This window comes from Streptomyces sp. NPDC052036 (genome assembly GCF_040680495.1).
GTDB lineage: Bacteria > Actinomycetota > Actinomycetes > Streptomycetales > Streptomycetaceae > Streptomyces.
Genome location: NZ_JBFAWW010000001.1, coordinates 653360 through 676981 on the forward strand (window position 1 = coordinate 653360; position 23622 = coordinate 676981).

The 23622-nt window shown below is 70.8% G+C and carries 23 protein-coding genes; 8 read left to right on the forward strand and 15 right to left on the reverse strand.

Annotation, left to right across the window (positions count from 1 at the left end):
* Positions 1 to 81: 81 nt before the first annotated feature.
* Positions 82 to 2133: an APC family permease gene (locus AB0L95_RS03085; RefSeq protein WP_365155922.1), complete on the reverse strand. Its 2052-nt coding sequence runs from the start codon at positions 2131 to 2133 to the stop codon at positions 82 to 84.
* A gap of 379 nt (positions 2134 to 2512) precedes the next feature.
* On the opposite strand from AB0L95_RS03085, the gene AB0L95_RS03090 reads away from it, so the two are divergent.
* Both AB0L95_RS03090 and AB0L95_RS03095 read left to right on the forward strand, forming a co-directional pair.
* Entirely contained in the window at positions 2513 to 3184 is a 672-nt protein-coding gene (locus AB0L95_RS03090) for a TrkA family potassium uptake protein (protein WP_365156501.1), read from the forward strand.
* Positions 3184 to 3861, forward strand: a complete 678-nt coding sequence (locus AB0L95_RS03095; protein WP_365155925.1) for a TrkA family potassium uptake protein — start codon at positions 3184 to 3186, stop codon at positions 3859 to 3861. Before AB0L95_RS03090 ends, AB0L95_RS03095 begins: the two co-directional genes overlap by 1 nt.
* 64 nt (positions 3862 to 3925) lie before the next feature.
* On the opposite strand, the gene AB0L95_RS03100 is transcribed toward AB0L95_RS03095, so the two are convergent.
* The 7 genes from AB0L95_RS03100 to AB0L95_RS03130 all read right to left on the reverse strand — a co-directional run bounded on the left by AB0L95_RS03100 (position 3926) and on the right by AB0L95_RS03130 (position 10436).
* Positions 3926 to 4690 carry a DUF3159 domain-containing protein gene (locus tag AB0L95_RS03100; RefSeq protein ID WP_365155928.1) on the reverse strand — a complete coding sequence of 255 codons (765 nt, stop codon included), beginning with the start codon at positions 4688 to 4690 and terminating at the stop codon, positions 3926 to 3928.
* Between the two features lie 3 nt (positions 4691 to 4693).
* The gene (locus AB0L95_RS03105; protein ID WP_365155931.1) at positions 4694 to 5092 is read right to left on the reverse strand and encodes an OB-fold nucleic acid binding domain-containing protein; all 399 of its coding nucleotides are present in this window, start codon (positions 5090 to 5092) and stop codon (positions 4694 to 4696) included.
* A gap of 63 nt (positions 5093 to 5155) precedes the next feature.
* Entirely contained in the window at positions 5156 to 5839 is a 684-nt protein-coding gene (locus AB0L95_RS03110; RefSeq protein WP_365155934.1) for a response regulator, read from the reverse strand.
* Complete coding sequence (locus AB0L95_RS03115) at positions 5836 to 8379, reverse strand: ATP-binding protein (protein WP_365155937.1); 2544 nt, start codon at positions 8377 to 8379, stop codon at positions 5836 to 5838. The genes AB0L95_RS03110 and AB0L95_RS03115 overlap by 4 nt, the downstream gene beginning before the upstream one ends.
* Positions 8380 to 8576: 197 nt before the next feature.
* Positions 8577 to 9338 (reverse strand): DUF3710 domain-containing protein, encoded by a 762-nt coding sequence (locus AB0L95_RS03120; protein ID WP_365155940.1) that lies wholly within the window; start codon positions 9336 to 9338, stop codon positions 8577 to 8579.
* 1 nt (position 9339) lies between these two features.
* Positions 9340 to 9855: a dUTP diphosphatase gene (gene dut / locus AB0L95_RS03125; protein ID WP_365155943.1), complete on the reverse strand. Its 516-nt coding sequence runs from the start codon at positions 9853 to 9855 to the stop codon at positions 9340 to 9342.
* A complete protein-coding gene (locus AB0L95_RS03130; protein ID WP_365155946.1) occupies positions 9852 to 10436 on the reverse strand; it encodes a PaaI family thioesterase in 585 nt (194 codons plus the stop codon). The genes dut and AB0L95_RS03130 overlap by 4 nt, the downstream gene beginning before the upstream one ends.
* A 58-nt stretch (positions 10437 to 10494) precedes the next feature.
* Here AB0L95_RS03130 and AB0L95_RS03135 point away from each other — a divergent pair, with 58 nt between their 5' ends.
* On the forward strand, positions 10495 to 10956 hold the full coding sequence (locus AB0L95_RS03135; RefSeq protein WP_365155949.1) for a DUF3093 domain-containing protein: 462 nt from the start codon (positions 10495 to 10497) through the stop codon (positions 10954 to 10956).
* A gap of 39 nt (positions 10957 to 10995) precedes the next feature.
* Here AB0L95_RS03135 and AB0L95_RS03140 read toward each other — a convergent pair whose 3' ends face one another.
* From AB0L95_RS03140 to AB0L95_RS03155, 4 genes are all read right to left on the reverse strand, one after another.
* Positions 10996 to 11895, reverse strand: a complete 900-nt coding sequence (locus tag AB0L95_RS03140; protein ID WP_365155951.1) for a hypothetical protein — start codon at positions 11893 to 11895, stop codon at positions 10996 to 10998.
* A gap of 13 nt (positions 11896 to 11908) precedes the next feature.
* Positions 11909 to 12205 (reverse strand): DUF4193 domain-containing protein, encoded by a 297-nt coding sequence (locus tag AB0L95_RS03145; protein WP_003993510.1) that lies wholly within the window; start codon positions 12203 to 12205, stop codon positions 11909 to 11911.
* A gap of 394 nt (positions 12206 to 12599) precedes the next feature.
* Positions 12600 to 13832, reverse strand: coding sequence for a HAMP domain-containing sensor histidine kinase (locus AB0L95_RS03150; protein ID WP_365155954.1), 1233 nt, complete (start codon positions 13830 to 13832; stop codon positions 12600 to 12602).
* Between the two features lie 5 nt (positions 13833 to 13837).
* Positions 13838 to 14491 carry a response regulator transcription factor gene (locus AB0L95_RS03155; RefSeq protein WP_071369401.1) on the reverse strand — a complete coding sequence of 218 codons (654 nt, stop codon included), beginning with the start codon at positions 14489 to 14491 and terminating at the stop codon, positions 13838 to 13840.
* Positions 14492 to 14904: 413 nt separating this feature from the next.
* On the opposite strand from AB0L95_RS03155, the gene AB0L95_RS03160 reads away from it, so the two are divergent.
* Positions 14905 to 15078: a hypothetical protein gene (locus AB0L95_RS03160; RefSeq protein WP_234513720.1), complete on the forward strand. Its 174-nt coding sequence runs from the start codon at positions 14905 to 14907 to the stop codon at positions 15076 to 15078.
* Between the two features lie 175 nt (positions 15079 to 15253).
* Here the strand turns inward: AB0L95_RS03160 and AB0L95_RS03165 are convergent, their stop codons facing one another.
* Both AB0L95_RS03165 and AB0L95_RS03170 read right to left on the reverse strand, forming a co-directional pair.
* Entirely contained in the window at positions 15254 to 16072 is an 819-nt protein-coding gene (locus tag AB0L95_RS03165; protein ID WP_365155958.1) for an inositol monophosphatase family protein, read from the reverse strand.
* An 8-nt stretch (positions 16073 to 16080) separates the two neighbouring features.
* Complete coding sequence (locus tag AB0L95_RS03170; RefSeq protein WP_365155961.1) at positions 16081 to 17208, reverse strand: ferrochelatase; 1128 nt, start codon at positions 17206 to 17208, stop codon at positions 16081 to 16083.
* Positions 17209 to 17401: 193 nt separating this feature from the next.
* On the opposite strand from AB0L95_RS03170, the gene AB0L95_RS03175 reads away from it, so the two are divergent.
* From AB0L95_RS03175 to sepH, 3 genes are all read left to right on the forward strand, one after another.
* Entirely contained in the window at positions 17402 to 18640 is a 1239-nt protein-coding gene (locus AB0L95_RS03175; RefSeq protein WP_365155963.1) for an MFS transporter, read from the forward strand.
* Positions 18600 to 19919: a D-arabinono-1,4-lactone oxidase gene (locus AB0L95_RS03180; RefSeq protein ID WP_365155966.1), complete on the forward strand. Its 1320-nt coding sequence runs from the start codon at positions 18600 to 18602 to the stop codon at positions 19917 to 19919. Before AB0L95_RS03175 ends, AB0L95_RS03180 begins: the two co-directional genes overlap by 41 nt.
* A 564-nt stretch (positions 19920 to 20483) precedes the next feature.
* Positions 20484 to 21527, forward strand: coding sequence for a septation protein SepH (gene sepH / locus AB0L95_RS03185; RefSeq protein WP_365155969.1), 1044 nt, complete (start codon positions 20484 to 20486; stop codon positions 21525 to 21527).
* Positions 21528 to 21652: 125 nt separating this feature from the next.
* Here sepH and AB0L95_RS03190 read toward each other — a convergent pair whose 3' ends face one another.
* Complete coding sequence (locus tag AB0L95_RS03190) at positions 21653 to 22495, reverse strand: sulfurtransferase (protein WP_365155972.1); 843 nt, start codon at positions 22493 to 22495, stop codon at positions 21653 to 21655.
* Between the two features lie 303 nt (positions 22496 to 22798).
* Between AB0L95_RS03190 and AB0L95_RS03195 the strand changes: the two genes are divergently transcribed.
* Positions 22799 to 23614: a VOC family protein gene (locus AB0L95_RS03195; protein WP_365155975.1), complete on the forward strand. Its 816-nt coding sequence runs from the start codon at positions 22799 to 22801 to the stop codon at positions 23612 to 23614.
* Positions 23615 to 23622: the final 8 nt, after the last annotated feature.

A 23622-nucleotide genomic window follows, 5' to 3' on the forward strand; every position in this document is an offset into this window, starting at 1 on the left:
CAATGGGTGCGGCCGGACGACAGCCCACCAGTCTACGTGGCTGTCGCCCGGCCGTTCACCATGAGTGCCGTGCGGGGGGCCTCAGCTCTGTGAGGGCGAGGACTCCTTGGGGCGCTGCTCCGCCGGGCCGCGCCGGACCGCGCCGGGCGCGTTCCAGTCCTGCCGCCTGCGGGCCCGCTGCTTCGCCAGTTCGGACGACTGCAACTGGTACGGCACCGAGGTCACCATGACGCCCGGCGTGAACAGCAGCCGGCCCTTGAGCCGCAGTGCGCTCTGGTTGTGCAGCAGATGCTCGTACCAGCGGCCGACCACGTACTCCGGGATGATCACGGAGACGGCGTCACGCGGGGACTCACGGCGCAGGCTCTTCACGTACTCGATCACCGGTCGCGTGATCTCGCGGTACGGCGAGTCGAGGATCTTCAGCGGTACGTCGATGCCGCGCCGCTCCCACTCGTCCTTGAGGGCCTTCGTCTCCGCCGGGTCGACGTTGACGCTGAGCGCTTCCAGGGTGTCCGTGCGCAGCAGCTTGGCGTAGGCCAGGGCGCGCAGGGTCGGACGGTGGATCTTGGAGATGAGCACCACCGAGTGGACACGCGAGGGGCGGACGCTGTCGTCGCTGGGGCCCTCGGGGGCGACCAGTTCCTCGGACACCCTGTCGTAGTGGCGGCGGATCGCGGTCATCGTCGCGTAGAAGATGCACATGCCGAGCAGGGCGACCCAGGCGCCGTGCGTGAACTTCGTGACGAGGACAACGACCAGGACCAGGCCGGTGAAGAAGGCGCCGAAGGCGTTGATGGCGCGCGAGCGGACCATATGGCGGCGCTTGGCCTGGTCCTGCTCGGTGGCGAGGTGCCGGTTCCAGTGGCGCACCATGCCCGTCTGGCTCAGCGTGAACGACACGAACACACCGACGATGTACAGCTGGATCAGCCGGGTCGAGTCGGCACCGTAGATGAAGATCAGCATGGTGGCCGCGCCAGCGAGCAGCACGATGCCGTTGGAGAAGGCGAGGCGGTCGCCGCGGGTGTGCAGCTGGCGCGGCAGATAGCGGTCCTGCGCGAGGATCGAGCCGAGCAGCGGGAAGCCGTTGTAGGCGGTGTTCGCGGCGAGGAACAGCACCAGCGCGGTGGCCGCGGCCAGCACGATGAACAGGAAGCTGCCCTTGCCGAAGACGGCCTCGGCGACCTGCGAGATCACCGGGTTCTGGACATAGCCGGAGCCCAGTGCGACGCCGTGGTGGAGCAGGTCGGCGGCCGGGTTCTCGGCCATGTGGACCTTGGTCGTCATGGCCAGCACGATGATGCCGCAGAACATGGTGACGGCGAGCAGGCCCATCATCGCGAGCGTCGTCGCGGCGTTCTTCGACTTGGGCTTGCGGAACGCCGGGACGCCGTTGGAGATCGCCTCCACGCCGGTGAGCGCGGCACAGCCGGAGGAGAACGCGCGCAGCAGCAGGAAGACGAGCGCGAATCCCGCCAGGCCCTGGTGCTCCGCCCTGATCGCGTACGACGCTGTGGGCGCGCGCATGGTGTCCCCGAGGACCAGCCCGCGGAATGCGCCCCACACGATCATGATGAAGACGCCCGCGACGAAAACATACGTCGGGATCGCGAAGAGCGTGCCGGACTCCTTCACCCCGCGCAGGTTCATCAGCGTGAGCAGCACGACCACCACGACCGCGCAGAGAACCTTGTGCTCGACGACGAACGGGATCGCGGAGCCGAGGTTCTCGATGCCCGAGGAGATCGACACCGCGACCGTGAGGACGTAGTCGACGAGCAGGGCGCTGGCGACGGTGAGGCCCGCCTTGGGGCCGAGGTTGGTGGTCGCCACCTCGTAGTCGCCGCCCCCGCTGGGGTAGGCGTGCACGTTCTGCCGGTAGGAGGCGACCACCGTGAACATCAGTACGACGACGGCGAGCGCGATCCAGGGGCTGAAGTGGTAGGCCGACACTCCCGCGATGGACAGGACCAGCAGCACCTCGCCGGGCGCGTACGCCACGGAGGAGAGCGGGTCGGAGGCGAAGACGGGGAGTGCGATGCGCTTGGGCAGGAGGGTCTCCCCCAGCCGGTCACTGCGCAGTGCGCGCCCGATCAGGATGCGTTTGGGCACGTCGGTCAGTTTGGACACAACAGAGGATCGTAAGGGGTCGGTCCGGGGGGCGCCCACCCGCTGATGGAGATCTGCCTCACGAGTGAATTCGGTGAGGGGTCACGCTGCGGATTCCGCAGGTGACGAGTTCTGCGTGCCTCTATGGCAAAACCCGTTCCGTTGCCACCTTCGGAGGATCCATGTACGCGTTCGCGGTGTTCCCCGGCGCCCTCACGCGACTCGTCGGCCTCGGAATCGTGACACTTCTGGGCGTCCGCGGCTGAGCACACGATGCCGTCCGGCGCCTGTGCCCGGGGGGTGCCCTACCCGGACCGCGCGTGTGTAGCTTGGGCGGCGGTCTGAGACCCTGTTCTTGGTTTTCGACTGAGCCATGACCATTGACATCGGAAGGACGGTCGTGCACATCGTCATCATGGGCTGCGGAAGAGTGGGCTCCGCTCTTGCCCAGACCCTGGAGCAACAGGGGCACACGGTCGCGGTGATCGACCAGGACCCCACCGCCTTCCGACGGCTGGGCTCCGGGTTCGGCGGCCGCCGTGTCACCGGAGTGGGCTTCGACCAGGACACCCTGCGCGAGGCGGGCATCGAGGAGGCCGGCGCCTTCGCCGCCGTCTCCAGCGGCGACAACTCGAACATCATCGCCGCACGTGTGGCCCGCGAGATGTTCGGCATCGAGAACGTGGCGGCCCGTATCTACGACCCCCGCCGTGCGGAGGTCTACCAGCGCCTGGGCATCCCCACCGTGGCGACCGTCCGGTGGACGGCCGACCAGATGCTGCGCCGCCTGCTCCCCTCGGGTGCCGAGCCGCTGTGGCGGGATCCCACCGGCGGTGTCCAGCTCGCCGAGGTGCACGCCTCGCCCGCCTGGGTCGGGCACAAGATCAGCCGGCTCCAGGAGGAGACCGGGGTGCGCGTCGCGTTCCTCACCCGGCTGGGCGAGGCCATGCTGCCCACCTCGCAGACGGTCTTGCAGGAGGGCGATCTGGTGCACGTGATGATGCGGACGCACGACGTCGAGAAGGTCGAGGCGGCGTTCGCCAAGGGGCCTGAAGGAGAGGGCGGGCACTGATGAGGGTCGCCATTGCCGGTGCCGGTGCCGTGGGTCGCTCGATCGCGGGCGAGCTGCTGGAGAACGGGCACGAGGTCCTGCTGATCGACAAGGCGCCCACCGCGATCTCGGTCGAGCGCGTACCGCAGGCGGAGTGGCTGCTGGCCGACGCCTGCGAGATCACGTCCCTGGACGAGGCGGCGCTGCAGCGCTGCAACGTGGTGATCGCCGCGACGGGCGACGACAAGGTGAACCTGGTCGTGTCCCTGCTGGCGAAGACGGAGTACGGCGTTCCGCGCGTCGTCGCCCGGGTGAACAACCCGAAGAACGAGTGGCTGTTCAACGAGGCATGGGGCGTGGATGTGGCCGTGTCCACCCCGCGTCTGATGTCCGCGCTGGTGGAGGAGGCGGTGAGCGTCGGCGACCTGGTCCGCCTGCTCCGCTTCAGCCACGGCGACGCGAACCTGGTGGAGCTGACCCTGCCTCCGGAGTCGGCTCTGGCCGGCACACAGGTCGGTGACGTGGAGTGGCCTCAGGACACCTCGCTGGTGACCATCATCCGCGGCACCCGGGTGCTGACGCCGTCCCAGGAGGACTCCCTGGAGGCGGGCGACGAGCTGCTGTTCGTGGCGGCCCAGGCCCGTGAGGGACAGCTGGAGGATCTGCTCTCGGTACGCCGGGAGGACTCGGCGGGCTAGGCCCGTCGTGGCCGTGGGGCGCTCCGATCGTGCCGGGGCGCCCCGGCTCTTTTCCGGGGAACCGCTAGGAATCCCGGCGGTGGCGGCCGCCCTGGGCCTCCCGGTCGGCGGTCGGCGCCGCCGCTGCCGCCGCCTTCCGCTCCTCCTCGGCCTTCTCCTCCGCCTCCATCTCCGCGAACACGTCGATCGGCGCGGGGGCCTTCGCCAGGAACACCCAGGTGAGCCAGACGGCGAGCAGGAACGGCGGGATCTTGAGCGCGATCAGCACCCAGCCGAGCTGGGCGGTGTTGGCCCACCAGTACAGGGGGAACAGGATCGCGCACTTGGCGAGCAGGATCAGCCCCCAGGCCCAACTGGCCTTGGTGTAGGCCTTCTTGCGACCCGGGTTGCGGGTGCGCCAGGAGAGGTTCTCCTTGAAGACCGGGCCGAGGATCAGCCCGATCAGGGGTACTCCGGCGAGCGTGGTGATGATGTACGCGAGTGCCAGGCCCAGCGTGTAGAGCATGCCGGGCAGATAGAAGTCCTTGGCGTTGCCGGTCATCATCGCGAAGACCACGCCGAAGGCGACACCGAACACACCGCTGAAGGCGTGCTTCACGGTGTCCCGCATGGCAAGGCGGACGACCACGAGCAACAGCGACACCGCGAGCGCGGTGATCGCCGACCAGTGCAGGTTCTTGTTGATCGTGAAGATGGTGACGAAGAAGAGACCCGGCACCACGGTCTCGACCATGCCGCGCACCCCGCCGAACGCCTCGAACAGCGCGGCCTCGGTCGCCGCCCGTGAATCGTGCTGGGCGTCTTCGGTCGGCTTCTCGAGTGACGTCACCGGCTACTCCCGTCCGAGCGGTCTGAGTTCGTACTTGGGGTTGAACAGCACCCTGCGGCCCCGGCTCATCGAGATCCGGCCCGAGGCGATGAGCTTGCGCCCCGGCTCTATACCGACGATGGAACGCCGGCCGAGCCAGACCACGTCCAGCGCGGCCGAGCCGTCGAACAGCTCGGCCTCCAGGGCCGGGACACCGGCCCGCGGGCGCAGCGTGACCGTCCGCAAGGTACCAGTAACCGTCACGATCTGCCGGTCGTGGCAGTCGCCGATGCGCGTACATCCCGCGGTCTCGGCGTCCTCACGCAGTTCCTCGGACTCCAGATCCTCCTGCGACGAGGAAAGCCGGTCGATCATCCGCCGGAAACGACCCGCCGGCTTTTCGGAACGAGGGACAGCGCTCATACAGAAAGCGTACCGGGGTGCTCCGACAGCTCCGCACGGATGCCGCTGCCCCGCCCACGGATCTCACTTCTCGAATCTGTATCCCATCCCGGGCTCGGTGATGAAGTGCTTCGGGTGCGAGGGGTCCGCCTCCAGCTTGCGTCGCAGCTGGGCCATGTACACCCGCAGGTAGTTCGTCTCCGTGCCGTACGACGGCCCCCACACCTCCTGCAGCAGCTGCTTCTGGCTGACCAGGCGGCCGGTGTTGCGGACGAGCACCTCCAGCAGATGCCACTCCGTGGGGGTGAGGCGTACGTCCCTCCCGGCCCGGTTGACCTTCTTCGCGGCCAGGTCGACGGTGAACCCCTCGGTCTCGACCAGCACGTCGTCCTCGCCCGACCCGTTCGGCTCGGCCCGGCGGACGGCGGCGCGCAGGCGGGCCAGCAGTTCGTCCATGCCGAAGGGCTTGGTGACGTAGTCGTCGGCGCCCGCGTCCAGCGCCTCGACCTTCTCGTCCGAGGAGTGGCGGGCGGACAGTACGAGGATCGGGACCCGGGTCCAGCCGCGCAGCCCCTTGATCACCTCCACGCCGTCCATGTCGGGCAGTCCGAGGTCGAGCACGATGACGTCGGGGTGGCGGGCCGCGGCGAGCTGGAGTGCGGTCGCGCCGTCGGGAGCCGCGTCCACCTCGTACTTGCGTGCCTTGAGGTTGATCACGAGGGCGCGCACGATCTGCGGCTCGTCGTCGACCACGAGCACCCGGGTCATGTGGTTTGCCTTTCTGGTTCGGCGACGCGTGCGGGGCCTTGAGGGCTCCCCACGCCCCGCAGGGAGAGGACCATCGTGAGTCCGCCGCCGGGGGTGTCCTCGGCGTTCAGAGTGCCGTCCATGGCCTCGGCGAAGCCGCGGGCGACCGCGAGGCCGAGACCGACACCGGCACCGCGGGGGGCGTCGCCGTAGCGCTGGAAGGGTTCGAAGATCCGGTCCTTCGCCTCGTCGGGGACGCCCGGCCCCTGGTCCACCACCCGCACCTCGACCCGGTCGGCGAGGGCGCTCGCGGCGACCAGCACGGGCGTTCCCAGGGGGCTGTACTTGACCGCGTTCTCGACCAGGTTGGCGACCGTCCGCTCCAGCAGTCCGGCGTCCACGGCGACCATCGGCAGGGTCTCCGGGACGTCCAGGTCGACACTGTCCTCGGGCACCCCGCCGAGCGCCATCGGCACCACCTCGTCCAGGTCGATCGCCCGGATGAGCGGGGTGACGGTTCCGGTCTGGAGGCGGGACATGTCGAGCAGATTGCCCACGAGGTGGTCGAGCCGGTCGGCGCCTTCCTCGATCGCCGCCAGCAGTTCGGCGCGGTCCTCCTCCGACCACTCCACGTCGTCCGACCTGAGCGAGGTGACCGACGCCTTGATGCCCGCGAGCGGGGTGCGCAGATCATGGCTCACGGCGGCCAGCAGGGCGGTGCGGATGCGGTTGCCCTCGGCCAGCGCGCGGGCCTGTTCGGCCTCCTGCTGCAGGCGCTGGCGGTCCAGCACCACCGCGGCCTGCGCGGCGAACGCGGCCAGCACCCGGCGGTCGGAGGCGGGCAGGACGCGCCCGGACAGCGCCAGCGCCATGTGGTCGCCCACCGGCACGTCCACGTCGGCGTCCTCGGGCCGTTCGACCGCCGTGCCCGGGCCTACGCTGCCCGCGCAGGTCCAGGGGTCGACGTCGCTCGTCCGCTCCAGCAGGGCCGCCGACTCCATGCCGAAGGTCTCGCGCACCCGTTCCAGGATCTCCTCGAGGCCGGTCTCGCCGCGCAGCACGCTGCCCGCCAGGAAGGAGAGGATCTCCGACTCGGCGCGCAGCCGTGCCGCCTGGTGGGTGCGCCGGGCGGCCAGGTCCACCACCGAGGCCACCGAGACCGCGACCCCGACGAAGATCGCGATGGCGACGATGTTCTTCGGGTCGGCGATCGTCAGGCGGTGCAGCGGGGGCGTGTAGTAGTAGTTCAGCAGCAGGGAGCCGAAGGCCGCCGAGGCGAGCGCGGGGAAGAGACCGCCAAGCAGGGCCGCCGCCACGGTCAGTGCCAGGAACAGCAGCATGTCGTTGGCGAGGCCGAGGTCCACGGTGTTCAGCAGCACCGCGAGGACGACCGGGCCGACGATGCCGGCCAGCCAGCCCGCGATGATGCGGGTACGGCCGAGCCGTGCGCCCCGGGCCACCGGCAGGCCGCGCCCCTTGGCGGCCTCCTCGTGGGTGACGATGTGCACGTCGAGGTCGGGCCCGGACTCACGGGCGACCGTGGCGCCGACGCCGGGCCCGAAGACGTACTGCCAGGCTTTGCGGCGCGAGGAACCGAGGACGATCTGGGTGGCGTTCACTCCGCGTGCGAAGTCCAGGAGCGCCGCCGGGATGTCTTCGCCTACGACATGGTGAAAGGTTCCGCCGAGATCCTCCACCAGGGTGCGCTGGACCGCCAGCTCCTTGGGCGAGGCGGAGGTGAGTCCGTCGCTGCGGGAGATGTAGACGGCCAGCACCTCGCCGCCGGCGCCCTTCTCCGCCAGCCGGGCGGCCCGGCGGATCAGGGTCCGCCCCTCGGGGCCGCCGGTCAGGCCGACCACGATCCGCTCGCGCGAGCCCCAGATCGTCGACACCCGGTGTCGCCGGCGGTACTCGTTCAGATACTCGTCGACCCGGTCGGCCACCCACAGCAGGGCGAGTTCCCGCAGGGCGGTCAGGTTTCCGGGCCGGAAGTAGTTCGACAGCGCCGCGTCGACCTTGTCCGATGTGTAGATGTTGCCGTGTGCCATCCGCCGGCGCAGCGCCTGCGGGGACATGTCCACCAGCTCGATCTGGTCCGCACGGCGCACCACCTCGTCGGGGACGGTCTCCCGCTGTCGTACGCCCGTTATGGACTCCACGACGTCACCGAGGGACTCCAGGTGCTGGATGTTGACCGTCGAGACCACGTCGATCCCGGCGGCCAGCAGCTCCTCGACGTCCTGCCAGCGCTTGGTGTTGCGCGAACCGGGAATGTTGGTGTGGGCGAGTTCGTCCACCAGGGCGACGGCGGGGGCGCGGTGCAGCACCGCGTCCACGTCCATCTCGGTGAAGACCGCGCCCCGGTGGGTGAGCTCCTTGCGCGGTACATGCTCCAGGCCGTGCAGCATCACCTCGGTGCGGGGGCGGCCATGGTGCTCGACGAAGGCCACCACGCAGTCCGTGCCCCGCTCGATGCGGCGGTGGGCCTCGGACAGCATGGCGTAGGTCTTGCCGACACCCGGTGCTGCACCGAGATAGATCCGAAGCTTGCCGCGTCCCATGGCCCCATTGTCTTCCTACACATACCTGCGTACGCTTCGTCGACCTTACGGCCAACAATTACGACAAATAGGACATGGTGTACCCGGACGTGCGTCTTTGACGCAACCCTGATACCTCCGCGGGGTCCTGGATTCGGGTACGACAGAGGCCGTACCCCCAGGGGATACGGCCTCGCACAGTCCTGTCCGCCGAGCGGTCAGCGGACCTCGGTGATCTCCGGCCCGCGCTGCAGCTGACCCATGCCGCCGGAGAAGCGCGAGCCGGCCTCCTCCTGCTGCACACCCTCGGGCACCATCTGCGCGTCGTTCGGCAGCTTCAGGACGATCGGGTCGCGCGGCGCCATCGGGCCCTCGCCCCGCACCACGACGGTGTCCCGGAAGATCTGCTCCAGCAGCCCCGCGGCCTGCGGCTGCACCGCTCCCTGACCGGAGATCACGCCCCGCAGGAACCAGCGCGGACCGTCCACGCCGATGAACCGCACGACCTGGAAACCGCTCGTGCCGTCCGGCAGCTGCACCGGCACCTGGGCGCGCAGCTCCCAGCCGAGCGGCCCCTCGACCTCGTCGACGATGCCGCCCTGCTGGGTGATACCGCTGGCGATCTCCTCGCGGACCTCACCCCAGATGCCCTCGCGCTTGGGCGCGGCGAAGGCCTGCAGCTGGACGGCGCTGTCCCGCAGCACGACGGTCGCCGCGACGATCGCGTCGCCCGCGACCTCGACCCGCAGCTCCATGCCCTCGACCCCGGGCACCAACAGACCGCCCAGGTCCACCCGGCCCTCGCCGGGGTCGCGGACCTCGGAGTCGTCCCAGGGGCCGTCGGGGCGCGGCTCCGGCTCCAGCCTCACGCGCTCACGCTCGACTTCTTCCTCCGCCTCGGTGTCGACACCGTCGACGACCTGCTCGGCCTCGCCGGCCGCATCCTCGGCGGCACCCTTCTTGTTGCGACGTCCGAACACGTCACTGTCCTTCCCGGTCGGATACGACCGAAGCGTATCGATTCCCACCCGTTGCCCCGCCCACGGCGGCATGACCGCCGGTGGACCCGAAGCCCCCCTCGGCCCGCGTAGAGCCGGGAAGCTCCGCGACCTCCTCGAAGCGGACCTTCTCGACCTGCTGTACGACCAGTTGGGCAATCCGGTCGAAGCGCTCGAACCGCACGGGCTCGCGCGGGTCGAGATTCACCACGATCACCTTGATCTCCCCACGGTACCCGGCATCAACCGTCCCCGGGGCATTCACAAGGGCGACACCGCAGCGCGCGGCGAGACCCGAACGCGGATGCACGAAGGCCGCGTACCCCTCAGGGAGCGCGACAGACACACCTGTGGGCAGAACGGCACGTTCGCCGGGTCCGAGTTCGCAGCTCTCGGTGGTGCGCAGATCGGCCCCTGCGTCACCGGGGTGCGCGTACGCCGGGAGGGGTACGTCGGGGTCGACGCGCCGGATCAGCACGTTCACGGGGTCACGGGTCACGGGTTCACCTCGAAGGCTCGTGTGCGCCGGAGCTGGTCCGGGTCGTTCATGGCCGCCTGGATCTCCCTCGGGCGGCCGTTGTCGATGAAATGGTCGACCTTGACCTCGATGAAGAGGGCCTCGGCACGGACGGCGACGGGTCCGTCGGAGCCGCCGACCCGGCCGGTGGCCCTCGAGTAGATCTTCCGTCCGGCCACGGCCGTCACCTCGGCCTCCAGATACAGCACGGTGCCCACGGGAACCGGCCGTACGAAGTCGGTCTCCAGCCGTCCGGTCACCGCGATGGTGCGCAGCAGCCAGTTCAGTGAGCCGAGGGTCTCGTCGAGGGCGGTGGCGAGCACCCCGCCGTGGGCGAGGCCCGGTGCCCCCTGGTGGGCGGGGCGGACGGTGAACTCGGCGGTCAGGGACACGCCCTCACCCGCCCGCGCCTGGAGGTGCAGTCCGTGGGGCTGGTCTCCCCCGCATCCGAAGCACTGCCCGTAGTGCGCGCCGAGCAGCTCTCCCGGAGCGGGCGCGGCGGGGTGCCGCACGGGCGCCACGGCGTCGGCGGGGGGCGTCAGAGCTGCGGAAGTACCACTCACAGCGGCAGACCTTACCCGCGCGTGAACGCCTCCCGGACACCATGCCAAGCTTGGCCTCATGCAGCTTTCCGCGTCGCCGTACGAAGAACGCCTCACCGCGCCCCGCTCCTGGTGGCTGATGTGCCTCCTGGTCGGTGTCGCCCTGGCTCTCGTCCTGCTTCCCTTCGGCACGCTCCCGCTGCTCGGCGGACTCGTCGGCGGTACCGCGGTCTCGGCCGTGGTGGTCAGCTCCTACGGCTCCGTCCGGATCCGCGTGGTGGGGGACTCGCTCCTGGCGGGCGAGGCCAGGATCCCGCTGTCGGCGCTCGGCGACTCGGAGACGCTGGACAGGGAGGAGGCGCGCGCCTGGCGCACGTACAAGGCGGACACGCGCGCCTTCATGCTGCTGCGGGCGTACATTCCGACGGCTCTGAAGGTCGAGGTCACGGACCCGGCCGACCCGACGCCGTATCTCTATCTGTCGACGCGGGAGCCGGAGCGGCTCACGGCGGCGCTCAAGGCGGCCCGGGCGCAGGCGTAGGGGCGCGCCGACCCACCGGACCCGGCCGGTCGCCGGCGGTCAGGTGTCGAGCTCCAGGGGTCTCTTCGGTTCCTCCAGAGGCGGCAGTTGCGGCAGCGCCTCCCAGGGCACCTGCCGGCGTCGCAGATCTCTGCGGATCCGTGCCGCGAGGCGTCGGGTGTCCCGTCGGTTCATGACCGCTCCGACCGCGGCCCCGACCATGAACGGCATCAGGTTCGGCAGGTCGCGGACCACGCGCTTCATGATCTGCTGCCGCAGTTCCCGCTTCATCTGGCCGCCCAGAGCCGCGTCTATCGTCGACGGCTTGGTCACCTCGATCCCGCGCTCGCCGGACCAGGACCTCAGATACGCGGTGCTGCGCTGCGTGAGGGGCCCCTGCGGTCGTACGCCGTAGACCTCGTGCAGTTCGGCGATCAGTTTCAGTTCGATCGCCGCGACCCCGGTGATCTCCGCGGCCAGTTCGGTCGGCATGGCCGGCGGCACCGGCAGCATCGCGGCGGCGCCCACCCCGGCCCCTACGGTGGCCGTCGCCTTCGACGCGCCTGCCACGAGCTTGTCGGCCAGCGCCTCGGGCCCGAGCCCGGGGAACTGCGCACGAAGGGCCTGAAGGTCCCTTACGGGGACCCGCGGGGCCAAGTCGATGATCCGGTCGGCGAGATACGCCAGGCCCGCTCTGGCCCGGCTGCCGCCCTTGCGGACGCCTTCCTGGATGCCGGCCCGGACCGCGGCCGCACGGCGGCGCGCGACCGGTGCCGGCGGACCGGCCGGCGCCTCGGCCCCCTGGGGGGGCGCCGAAGCGTGCGCCGGTTCGAGCGAGGCTGCTCCCTCGGTGGAAGAGCCCCGCTCGTCGTCGCGCACGCCGTCAGAGCCGTCGAGCGGCTCAAGGTCCGCTCCCCGGCGCGGGAAGCGGCGCTTCCAAGGAGGGGTCGAGCCGTTCACGGCCGACCCCGGCTCAGTCGCAGTCGCGGCAGATCGGCTGACCGTTCTTCTCCCGGGCCAGCTGGCTGCGGTGGTGCACCAGGAAGCAGCTCATGCAGGTGAACTCGTCCTGCTGCTTGGGGAGCACACGGACGGCCAACTCCTCGTTCGAGAGATCGGCGCCCGGGAGCTCCAGGCCTTCGGCGGCCTCGAACTCATCGACGTCGACGGCCGACGCGGACTTGTCGTTCCTCCGGGCCTTCAGCTCTTCAAGGCTGTCGGAATCCACGTCGTCGTCGGTCTTGCGTGGGGTGTCGTAATCCGTTGCCATTTCGCTCTCCCCCTCTGGGTGTCTGCGGGTGTCTCCAGCGCACGTAACGCGTGAGAGGCCGGACTTGTGCCCGCCTCGAGGCGGAGATTTTGCCTCACATCAAGGTCTGTTACTCAATCGACACCCAACCGAACTCCTCACGAGTGATCGGGTTGGATGGCGAAGCGGACCGTACACGGTCCCGGGGCCGCACTTCAAAGCCACCTCATCGGGTACTTCCCGTGATCAAGCCCCCGGAAAACCCGGATTTTCCCGGCTTTACGGGAGCCAGGGACTCACGGAGAGTAGATGGCCGGAAAGAAACCCTTGTGATCGATCACACACAGGCCCCCCGGATCAGATGCCCGAAAATTCCGCTCAAAGCGAACAGCGAGCAGCGCTCGGGGACATGATCTCAGACCGGCAGCGTGACGCGCATCACGAGGCCACCCCCTTCACGGGGCTGGGCGGTGATATGGCCGCCATGAGCGCGCGCCACGGACCGGGCGATGGACAGACCGAGGCCGACGCCCTTGTCGCTGCCCGTGCGCTCCGTCCGCAGCCGGGTGAACGGCTCAAACAGATTGTCGATCTCGTACGCGGGGACGACCGGACCGGTGTTCGTGACCACCAGGACCGCCTGCCCGTGCTGAGCCTGGGTGGTCACCTCCACCCAGCCGCCCTCCGGGACGTTGTAGCGCACCGCGTTCTGGACGAGGTTCAGGGCGATCCGCTCCAGCAGCACCCCGTTGCCCCGGACGACCGCGGGAGCACGGTCGCCGCGGATCTCCACGCCCTTGGCCTCCGCCTCGGCGTGCACCTGGTCGACGGCCTGCGAGGCCACCTCGGCCAGATCGACGGGCTTGCGCTCGACGATCTGGTTGTCGCTGCGGGCGAGCAGCAGCAGCCCCTCCACGAGCTGCTCACTGCGCTCGTTGGTGGCGAGCAGTGTCTTGCCGAGCTGCTGCAGCTCCATGGGCGCCCCGGGGTCGGACAGGTGGACCTCCAGGAGCGTGCGGTTGATCGCGAGCGGGGTGCGCAGCTCGTGCGAGGCGTTGCCGACGAAGCGCTGCTGGGCCGTGAAGGCCCGCTGGAGCCGCTCCAGCATGTCGTCGAAGGTGTCCGCCAGCTCCTTCAGCTCGTCGTCCGGGCCGTCCAGCTCGATCCGCCGGGACAGGTCCGAGCCGGCCACCGCACGGGCCGTGCGGGTGATCCGCCCGAGCGGCGACAGCACCCGGCCCGCCATCGCGTAGCCGAAGGCGAAGGCGATCACGGCGAGGCCGAGGAGGGCCAGCAGGGAGCGGCTGAGCAGGTTGTTCAGGGCCTGCTGGCGTTGTTCGTTCACGCAGGCGTTCATGGCGTCGTTGAGCTCGGGCGCCGACGGGTGGGACGGGAAGTTGCAGGTGTCGCTCGCGACCTGCCCCGAGAGGATCTTGAACGGCAGATCGCTGCCCACGTTCAGCGCATGCGCCGCAAACAGGTAGATGATCGACAGCAGCAGGATGCCGGCGATCAGGAACATGCCGCCGTACAGCAGCGTGAGCCTTATCCGGATGGTCGGGCGCAGCCAGGGGAAGGGGGGTTCCGGCCGACGGGGGTCCCAGGTGGGCTTGGGCGGTGCCGTGGGTGGCGCGGGTGTCGTGGCCACGGCGATCAGATCCGGTATCCGGAGCCGGGCACGGTGACGATGACCGGGGGCTCGCCCAGCTTGCGACGCAGGGTCATGACGGTCACACGCACCACATTGGTGAACGGGTCCGTGTTCTCGTCCCAGGCCTTCTCCAGGAGCTGCTCGGCCGAGACGACGGCGCCCTCACTGCGCATGAGCACCTCCAGGACGGCGAACTCCTTGGGCGCGAGCTGGACCTCCCTGCCCTCGCGGAAGACCTCGCGGCGGTTGGGGTCGAGCTTGATCCCTGCGCGCTCCAGAACGGGCGGCAGCGGCACGCTCGTACGCCGGCCGAGGGCCCGCACGCGGGCGATCAGCTCGCTGAACGCGAACGGCTTGGGCAGATAGTCGTCCGCGCCGATCTCCAGGCCCTCGACGCGGTCGCTGACATCGCCCGAAGCGGTGAGCATCAGGACGCGGGTGGGCATCCCCAGCTCGACGATCTTTCGGCAGACGTCGTCGCCGTGCACAAGCGGAAGGTCACGGTCGAGGACGACCACGTCGTAGTCGTTGACGCCGATGCGCTCCAGGGCGGCCGCACCGTCGTACACGACGTCGACGGCCATGGCCTCCCGGCGCAGTCCGGTGGCCACCGCATCGGCGAGCAGTTGCTCGTCCTCGACGACGAGTACGCGCACGTCGCTTGTCCTTCCTGTGTCCACCCGCGGCGCCCGGATGCGGGCAGCCCGCGGGCGGGTCTGTCGTGGGTGTGACCTCCATCCTGCCCTTTTCGGCCGTAAACCGGCTGTAAGGCGGGTGGGAGGGGCCCGGACGACGGTCGCGGCGCGCGGGAATGCGAAATTTTCTCGTGCGGTTGAGGTTTCCGACGAAGAACGTCGGGGGAGGACGGCTTTACACCCCGCGATCACGCTCTGCATGTGGCACACCACATGTGGTCGGCTGCTCACCACTTCCCGTAGAGCGGGCGCGGGTGTCCGGCACCGTCGCCGCCCAGCCAGGGCAGCGCTGGGCACCCAGAAGACGTGATCGCCCCTTCCCAATGGCACACCCCCGTGCCACCGACCCACGACCCAGGACGAGGGGGCGCAGCATGGACGCATTCACCGCAGGACTTCTGCAGCGCATACGGGCGACCGAGTCCGACCTGACGCGTGCCCGTGAAACCGGCGACGACTTCCTCGCGGACGTCGAACAGTCGGAGCTCGACGACCTGCACCGCCTTGCCGCCGAGCACGGTGTGGAAGTCGGCGCGACACGCGTCTGATCAGCTCGCTCGAAGCGGGGCCCCGGCAGATCCAGGCCGGGGCCCTGTTTCACGTAGGCGCCGGGGCGCGGGACCCGTGGCGCTGTCGCGCGCGCTCGTCCCGAGGTCCGGCCGACCCGTGCCGCCCTCAGGCGCACTCACCCCTCCGGCCGAACGAGCCGGAGGACCGTTCCGGTCAGTCGTGCCACGCCCCCAGTTCGTCCAGCCTCGTCTGAAGCCGTTCGAACAGGCCCGGCGGGGCCGCGATCGTCAGGGCCGGGGAGACCGGCTCCCCGGGGCGGCCGCCGGTCAGGGCGCCCGCCTCCCGGGCGATCAGGTCGCCCGCCGCGTAGTCCCAGGGGTTCAGCCCTCGTTCGTAGTACGCGTCCAGGCGTCCCGCCGCCACATCGCACAGGTCGATCGCGGCGGAGCCGCCCCGGCGGATGTCCCGCACCTCGGGGATCAGCCGCCGCGCCACCTCGGCCTGCCCGGCCTTGCGCTCGGCGAGATAGCCGAAGCCGGTGCTCACCAGGGCGAGCCCCAGCTCGGGCGCGGGGCGCACGCGCGCGGGGCGATCGTTCAGGAACGCGCCTCCGCCCTGGACCGCCCGGAAGATCTCCTCGCGCATGGGCGCGTGGACCACCCCGACGAGGGTCTGCCCGTCCTTGCGGGCCGCGATGGAGATCGCCCAGCTCGGCAGCCCGTAGAGGTAGTTCACCGTGCCGTCGATCGGGTCGATCACCCATTCGACGCCGCTACGGCTCTCGACGCTGGCCCCCTCCTCGCCGAGCAGGCCGTCGTCGGGCCGGCGGTCGGTGAGCAGCCCGGTGATCAGCTTCTCGGCGGCGATGTCCATCTCGGTGACGACATCGATGGCGCTGGACTTGGTGGCGGCCACCCCGAGGTCGTCGGGGCGCCCCTCCCGCAGGAAGGTCCCCGCCCGGGTCGCCGCCTCCAGCGCGAGTTCCAGCAGTTCGGCCTTCAGACGTTCGGACGGCTCTGCCTGGTCGGTCACGGTGCTCCTCACACGTACGGGCTGTCGGCGCCAGCAGCGGCGGGCTTGGGGGTGCGGGCCGGGCAGCAGCCCACCGGGCAGAGGTTGTGGCTCGGGCCCAGCGCCCCGAGGGCGCACGGGGTCACCTGCTGCCCGCGCTCGGTCGCGGCGCGCTCGACGACCAGGTCGCGTACGGCGGCGGCGAACCGCGGATCGGCCCCGACGGTGGCCGAGCGGCGCACCGGCAGGCCCAGCTCCTCGGCCTTCGCCTCGGCCTCCGTGTCCAGGTCGTACAGGACCTCCATGTGGTCCGAGACGAACCCGATCGGCGCCATCACGACGGCCGGGGCCCCGGCGCCGTGCAGCTCCTCCAGGTGGTCGCAGATGTCCGGCTCCAGCCAGGGGATGTGCGGCGCGCCCGAGCGTGACTGGTAGACGAGCCGCCAGGGGTGGTCCACACCGGTCCGCTCGCGCACGGCGTCCGCGATCAGCCGCGCCACGTCCAGGTGCTGCCGCACATAGGCCCCGCCGTCCCCGTGCCCCTCGGCCGGTCCGGAGGTGTCGGCCGCCGTGGTCGGGATGGAGTGGGTGGTGAAGGCGATGTGGGCGCCGGACCGGACGTCCTCGGGGAGGTCGGCCAGAGACGCCAGGACGCCCTCGGTCATCGGCTCCACGAAACCCGGGTGGTTGAAGTAGTGCCGCAGCTTGTCGATCTTCGGCAGCTGAAGGCCCTCGGCCTCCAGTGCGGCCAGGGCACCGGCGAGGTCCTCGCGGTACTGACGGCAGCCCGAGTAGGAGGCGTAGGCGCTGGTCGCGAGGACCAGGATGCGGCGGTGACCGTCCGTGACCATCTCGCGCAGGGTGTCGGTCACATAGGGCGCCCAGTTGCGGTTGCCCCAGTAGACGGGCAGGTCGAGGCCGTGGCCGGCGAAGTCCTTGCGGAGGGCGTCCAGGAGGGCGCGGTTCTGGCCGTTGATGGGGCTGACCCCGCCGAAGAGGAAGTAGTGCTGCCCCACTTCCTTCAGGCGCTCCTTGGGGATGCCCCGGCCCCGCGTCACGTTCTCCAGGAACGGGACGACGTCGTCCGGACCCTCCGGGCCGCCGAACGAGAGGAGCAAAAGGGCGTCGTACGGGCTGGCATCTAGTGCGTCGGGCATGTCTACGATCCTGCCACTCACCACCGACAGCGCTTCCGCCACCCGCCCGTACCGACGATGCTTCACCGGCGGTCGCGCCGCTCAGCCATGTCCGAACACTGGTGCGGACATCGCACGGCAAATACGTTAGGGTTGCCTAACTCGTAAGGTACATGCCTCCTTTTCACGCCTTACCGGACGCATCGGAGACTCCGTGCCCAGCCCTTACCGCGCCCTGTTCACCGCTCCCGGCTCCAAGGGCTTCTCCGCCGCCGGCTTCCTCGGCCGGATGCCGCTGTCGATGATGGGCATCGGCGTGGTCACGATGGTCTCCCAGCTCACCGGACGCTATGGGCTCGCGGGCGGCCTCTCGGCCACCATCGCGCTGTCCGCCGCCGTCGTCGGCCCCCAGATCTCGCGCCTGGTCGACCGGCACGGGCAACGCCGGGTGCTGCGCCCGGCGACGCTCGTCGCGCTGACCGCGGCCACGGGACTGCTCCTGGCCGCCCACCTCGCCTGGCCGGACTGGGTGCTCTTCGCATGCGCCGCGGGCATCGGCGCGGTGCCCAGCCTCGGCGCGATGGTCCGGGCCCGCTGGGCGGCCCTGTACCGGGGCACCCCGCACCTGCACACCGCCTACTCCTTCGAGTCGGTGGTCGACGAGGTGTGCTTCATCTTCGGGCCGATCATCTCCATCGGCCTGTCCACGAGTTGGTTCCCGGAGGCCGGCCCCCTCCTCGCAGCGTGCTTCCTCGCGATCGGCGTCCTCTGGCTCACCGCACAGCGCGCCACCGAACCCGAGCCGCACGCGCGCGACGACCGCTCCGGGGGCAGCGCGCTGCGCTCACCGGGACTCCAGGTCCTGGTCGCCACGTTCGTGGCCACGGGAACGATCTTCGGGGCGGTCGACGTGGTGACCGTCGCCTTCGCCGACGAGCAGGGCCACAAGGCGGCCGCCAGCGTCGTCCTGGCGCTCTACGCGGCGGGCTCCTGCGTCGCCGGCCTGGTCTTCGGGCTGCTGCGCTTCACGGGCGCCCCGGAACGCAGATGGCTGCTGGGCATATGTGCCATGGCCGTGAGTATGATCCCCCTCCTACTGGTCGGAAACTTGCCGTTTCTGGCCGTGGCGCTGTTCGTTGCGGGCCTGACCATCGCACCCACCATGATCACGACGATGGCCCTCATCGAACGGCACGTACCACGCGCGCATCTGACCGAGGGAATGACCTGGGTGTCCACCGGGCTCGCGGTCGGGGTCGCGATCGGTTCCTCCATGGCCGGCTGGGTGATCGACGCGGCCGGCGCGAGGGCCGGGTACGGGGTTCCGGCCGTGTCCGGGGCCGTCGCGGTCGCGGTCGGTTTCCTCGGGTATCGCCGGCTCAGCAGGCCGGTTCCGCAGCGGGGAGGGTCCCATGAGCACCACAGTGAGCGGGAAGAGCGGCACGTGGCGTAACTGGGCGGGGAACATCACCGCCCGACCCCTGCGGGAGATCACCCCCGCCTCGGTCGAGGAACTCTCCGACGCCGTACGCAGGGCGGCCGAGGACGGACTCAAGGTGAAGGCCGTCGGCACCGGGCACTCCTTCACGGCCGCCGCGGCCACCGACGGGGTGCTGATACGTCCTCAACTGCTGGCGGGCATACGCGCGATCGACCGTACGGCCGGCACGGTCACCGTCGAGGCGGGCACCCCGCTCAAGAGACTCAACGCGGCCCTCGCGCGCGAAGGGCTGTCGCTCACGAACATGGGCGACATCATGGAGCAGACCGTCTCCGGCGCCACCAGCACCGGCACGCACGGCACCGGCCGCGAGTCCGGCTCGATCGCCGCCCAGATCAGGGGACTCGAACTGGTCACGGCGGACGGCTCGGTGCTCACCTGCTCCGAGAAGGAGAACCCGGAGGTCTTCGCGGCGGCCCGCATCGGCATCGGCGCCCTGGGGATCATCACCGCGATCACTTTCGCGGTGGAGCCGGTCTTCCTGCTCACGGCCCGCGAGGAGCCGATGCCTCTGGAGCGGGTCCTTGCCGAGTTCGACGAACTGTGGGCCGAGAACGAGCACTTCGAGTTCTACTGGTTCCCGCACACCGGGAACACCAACACCAAGCGCAACAACCGCAGCGCCGGCCCCGAGCAGCCGGTCGGGCGGCTGAGCGGCTGGTTCGAGGACGAGTTCCTCTCCAACGGCGTCTTCCAGGCGGCCAACTGGGTCGGCCGCGCCGCTCCCGCCGCCATCCCGGCTATCGCCCGGATCTCCAGCCGCGCCCTGTCCGCGCGCACCTACACCGACCTCCCCTACAAGGTCTTCACCTCCCCCCGGCGGGTGCGGTTCGTGGAGATGGAGTACGCCGTCCCGCGCGCGGCCCTCGTGGACACGCTGCGCGAACTGAAGGCCATGGTCGACCGGTCGAACCTGCGCGTCAGCTTCCCGGTCGAGGTCCGCACCGCCCCGGCCGACGACATCACCCTGTCCACCGCGTCCGGACGGGACAGTGCGTACATCGCCGTACACATGTTCCGCGGTACGCCATATCAGGCATACTTCACCGCCGCCGAACGGATCTTCACGGCGCACGGGGGACGGCCGCACTGGGGCAAGGTCCACACGCGCGACGCGGAGTACCTCGCCGGGGTCTATCCGCGCTTCGGCGAGTTCACGGCCGTGCGGGACCGGCTCGACCCGGACCGGCGCTTCGGAAACGACTACCTCCGGCGGGTGCTGGGCTCGTAACGGACGCTCAGATCCCGTCGTAACGCCCGCCGTCCACGCCCCGGATTCCACGTCCGCGCCGGCATTCACCCTTCCGGCCCGCCCCCGGGCCGCCCCACAGGGGCACCCGACCGCCCGTAGGCGACCGTCCGCCCGCGCGAGAGGAGGACGCACGACCCTCACCATTGGTTCCGTTTCGGGTGGTTGGGTGAGGTGCGCCACGTTTGGGGGACACGAAAACGGCGCATCGGACGGCCAACTCGCGCGGCGTGCCAGAAGTTGGGCGGCGTGCCGATCCACGTAGGTGGCCCGAATGGAGTACTGTTGCGAGCCCTGGGTCCGGTCTCCCGCCAGGGCGTCCGGGGCCTTGCTCGACCGCCGGGAGGGGGCTAGTTGCACAGGGTGACGGAGTTGGTCACTTAGCGTTGCGAACAGGTAACCGTGCCATAACGGCGACCCCGGGCTCCTGCCCGACACGCCGGGCAACTCGGCAAGGTTGTGGCAGGCTGCACCCGGGCAGGCCACACTCGACTAGCGGAAGCAGCGACGCACGTGACGTCGGCAGGCACCACCCGGGAGGTCCCCATGCCCGAACTGCGTGTCGTGGCCGTCTCCAATGACGGCACACGGCTGGTGCTGAAGGCTGCGGACAGCACGGAGTACACGCTTCCGATCGACGAACGGCTCCGCGCCGCCGTGCGCGGCGACCGTCCCCGCCTCGGCCAGATCGAGATCGAGGTGGAGAGCCATCTCCGCCCCCGAGACATCCAGGCCCGCATACGGGCCGGCGCGTCCGCCGAAGAGGTCGCACAGCTCGCCGGGATTCCCGTCGACCGCGTGCGCCGCTTCGAGGGCCCGGTCCTCGCCGAGCGCGCCTTCATGGCCGAGCGCGCCCGCAAGACGCCTGTGCGCAGGCCCGGGGAGAACGCCGGCCCCCAGCTCGGCGAGGCCGTCCAGGAACGGCTGTTGCTGCGCGGCGCCGACAAGGACACCGTCCAGTGGGACTCCTGGCGCCGCGACGACGGCACCTGGGAGGTCCTGCTCGTCTACCGGGTCGCGGGCGAGGTGCACTCGGCGAGCTGGACGTACGACCCGCCCAGGCGACTCGTCCAGGCCGTCGACGACGAGGCGCGTTCGCTGATCGGGGAGTCCGACGACCTGGCCGCGCCCGAGCCGAGCTACCCGTTCGTGCCGCGGATCGCGCGTCTGCCGCGCGAAGGCCGTCTCGACCGCGCCCTGGACCGCCCGGCGGACCGGCCCGTGCTGCCCGCGCAGGCGCCCGAGCCCGCGGAGGAGAGCGCCGGTGAACGGGACTCGCTCACCAGCCTCCTGGAGGCGGTGCCGAGCTTCCGCGGTGACATGGTCGTGCCCGAGCGACCCGCGGAACCGCAGGAGGAGCCCGTCGAGGAGCCCCCGGCGGAGGAACCCCCGGCGCCCGCGGCCTCGGCGTCGGCCGGTTCGGCGTACGCGGACGTGCTCATGCCGCGCACGGTCGCCAGCCACCGCGATCGCCTCATCGGTGCGACGGACCGTCAGGCCGAGGCGGACGGGGTCCGTCCGGGTCGTCGGGCGGCCGTCCCCAGCTGGGACGAGATCGTGTTCGGAACGCGGCGCAAGAAGCAGGAGTAGGCGTAGGCGTACACACCACGCCGACACCCCCAGGCACCGTGGCCACATGGGTGCGGGGCCCACGCGATCGCGCGGGCCCCGCACCCATGTGGCCCCCTGAGGCGGTCAGGCCGGGCAACCGGCGCTCACTGCGGGCCGGAGCCCACCGCCACCGGACGGCTGCCGTCCGACGACCACTCCGACCACGAGCCCACATACAGCGCGGCCGGGATCCCCGCGAGCGTGAGCGCCAGGACCTCCTGCGCGGCGGAGACTCCCGAACCGCAGTACACGCCGACCTCGGTGCCCTCCGTCACGCCGAGCGCCTTGAAGCGTTCGGCGAGTTCGGCGGCGGACCGGAAGTGCCCGCTCTGCGTGAGGTTCTCCGTCGTCGGCGCGGACACCGCGCCCGGCACATGCCCGCCCACGCGGTCGATCGGCTCGACCTCGCCCCGGTAGCGCTCACCGGCCCGCGCGTCCAGCAGCAGGCCCGTGCGGGCGAGCGCCGCGGCACCGTCGGCGTCGAGCAGCCGTACGGCACCCGGCACGGGCCGGAAGTCGCCGAGGGTGGTCTCCTCGACTCCGGCGGCCAACGGCCCCTCCCAGGTGCTCAGTCCGCCGTCGAGCACCCGCACGTCCGGGTGACCCGTCCAGCGCAGCATCCACCACGCGCGCGCGGCGGCCCAGCCCGGTCCGTCGTCGTACACGACGACCGGCCGGTCGCCGGACACGCCCGCGGCCCGCATCGCGGCACCGAAGTGATCCACGTCGGGCAGCGGATGGCGGCCCGCGGGACCGGGCGGACCCGCGAGATCGGCGTCCAGGTCCACGAAGACGGCACCCGGAATGTGCCCGGCCGCATGGGCGGCGCGGCCGTCGAAGCGGGGGCCGGCCGCGGTACTGAGCTGCCAGCGGATGTCCAGGAGCGTCGGCGGACGCGGCCCCGCCAGGTCACTGGCGAGTTCGGATGCGGAGATGATGGCCTTCATGGCCCCATCCTTGCGCACAGGGTGGCCGCCTCGCCCGCGTCCGGCTACTCTGCTCGGCCGGACGGTCCCGATCACCGTTCGTACGGAATCGGGCACACCCCGTGCTCCCGATGGACCGCGCCCGCCATCCGCCGGGACGGCCGGCACCCACGGCTCGCGGGCGCCGCACCCCGGCGCGGCCGCGGCACAGGACACGCGCCGTGGTGCGAGCATCGGCACGGGGCGTGCAGCTGCGCGTGCGCGGCACATGCGCACGCGGTGGAAGCCGAGCGGCCACCACCAGAGGCCGAGAAGAGAGTGACCATGACCGAAGCGCGGGGGCCGGCCGGCCCGAACGGCACTACGCATGCGTGGCATCCGCCCGGCACCCCGTGCTGGGCGAGTCTGATGGTGCACGGGATGGCCGCCACCCAGGAGTTCTACGGGGCACTGTTCGGCTGGGAGTTCCGGCGGGGCCCCCGGCCGCTGGGGCGGTATGCGCGGGCCGTGCTGAACGACCGCGAGGTGGCCGGTATCGGTCTGCTGCCGCCGGACCGTCAACTGTCGGCCGCCTGGACGCCGTACTTCGCCTCGGACGACGTGGACGCGACCGCCGAGTCGGTCCGCAGCTGCGGCGGCACGGTCGCGGTCGGTCCGCTGGACGCCGCCGAGGCCGGACGGCTCGCGATCGTCTCCGACCCGATGGGCGCGGTGTTCGGCGTCTGGCAGGCGGCCGGGCACCTCGGCAGGGGGCTGACGGGCGTCCCCGGGACCCCCGCCTGGAACGACCTGTTCACCTACGACGCCGCGGGCGTCGCCAAGTTCTACCGGACCGTCTTCGCCTCCGGAGGGGAGCCGGTCGTGGACGACGACCCCGATGACGTCGTCCTGCGCATCGAGGGGCGTCCGGTCGCCGGCATCCATGGCGCGGGCGCCGTGCTGCCCCGGGACCGCGGTCCGCACTGGATGACGTACTTCCAGGTCGAGGACGTCGACCGGGCGGCCGAACGGGTCGCCGCACTGGGCGGGCATGTGGTGCGGTCCGGGGGCGTCACGGCCGTCGGCCGTGCGGTCACCGTCGCGGATCCGGAGGGCGCGCTGTTCGCGGTGGTCAGCCGGTCCGACCAGCCGCTCGGGTGAATCCTCGG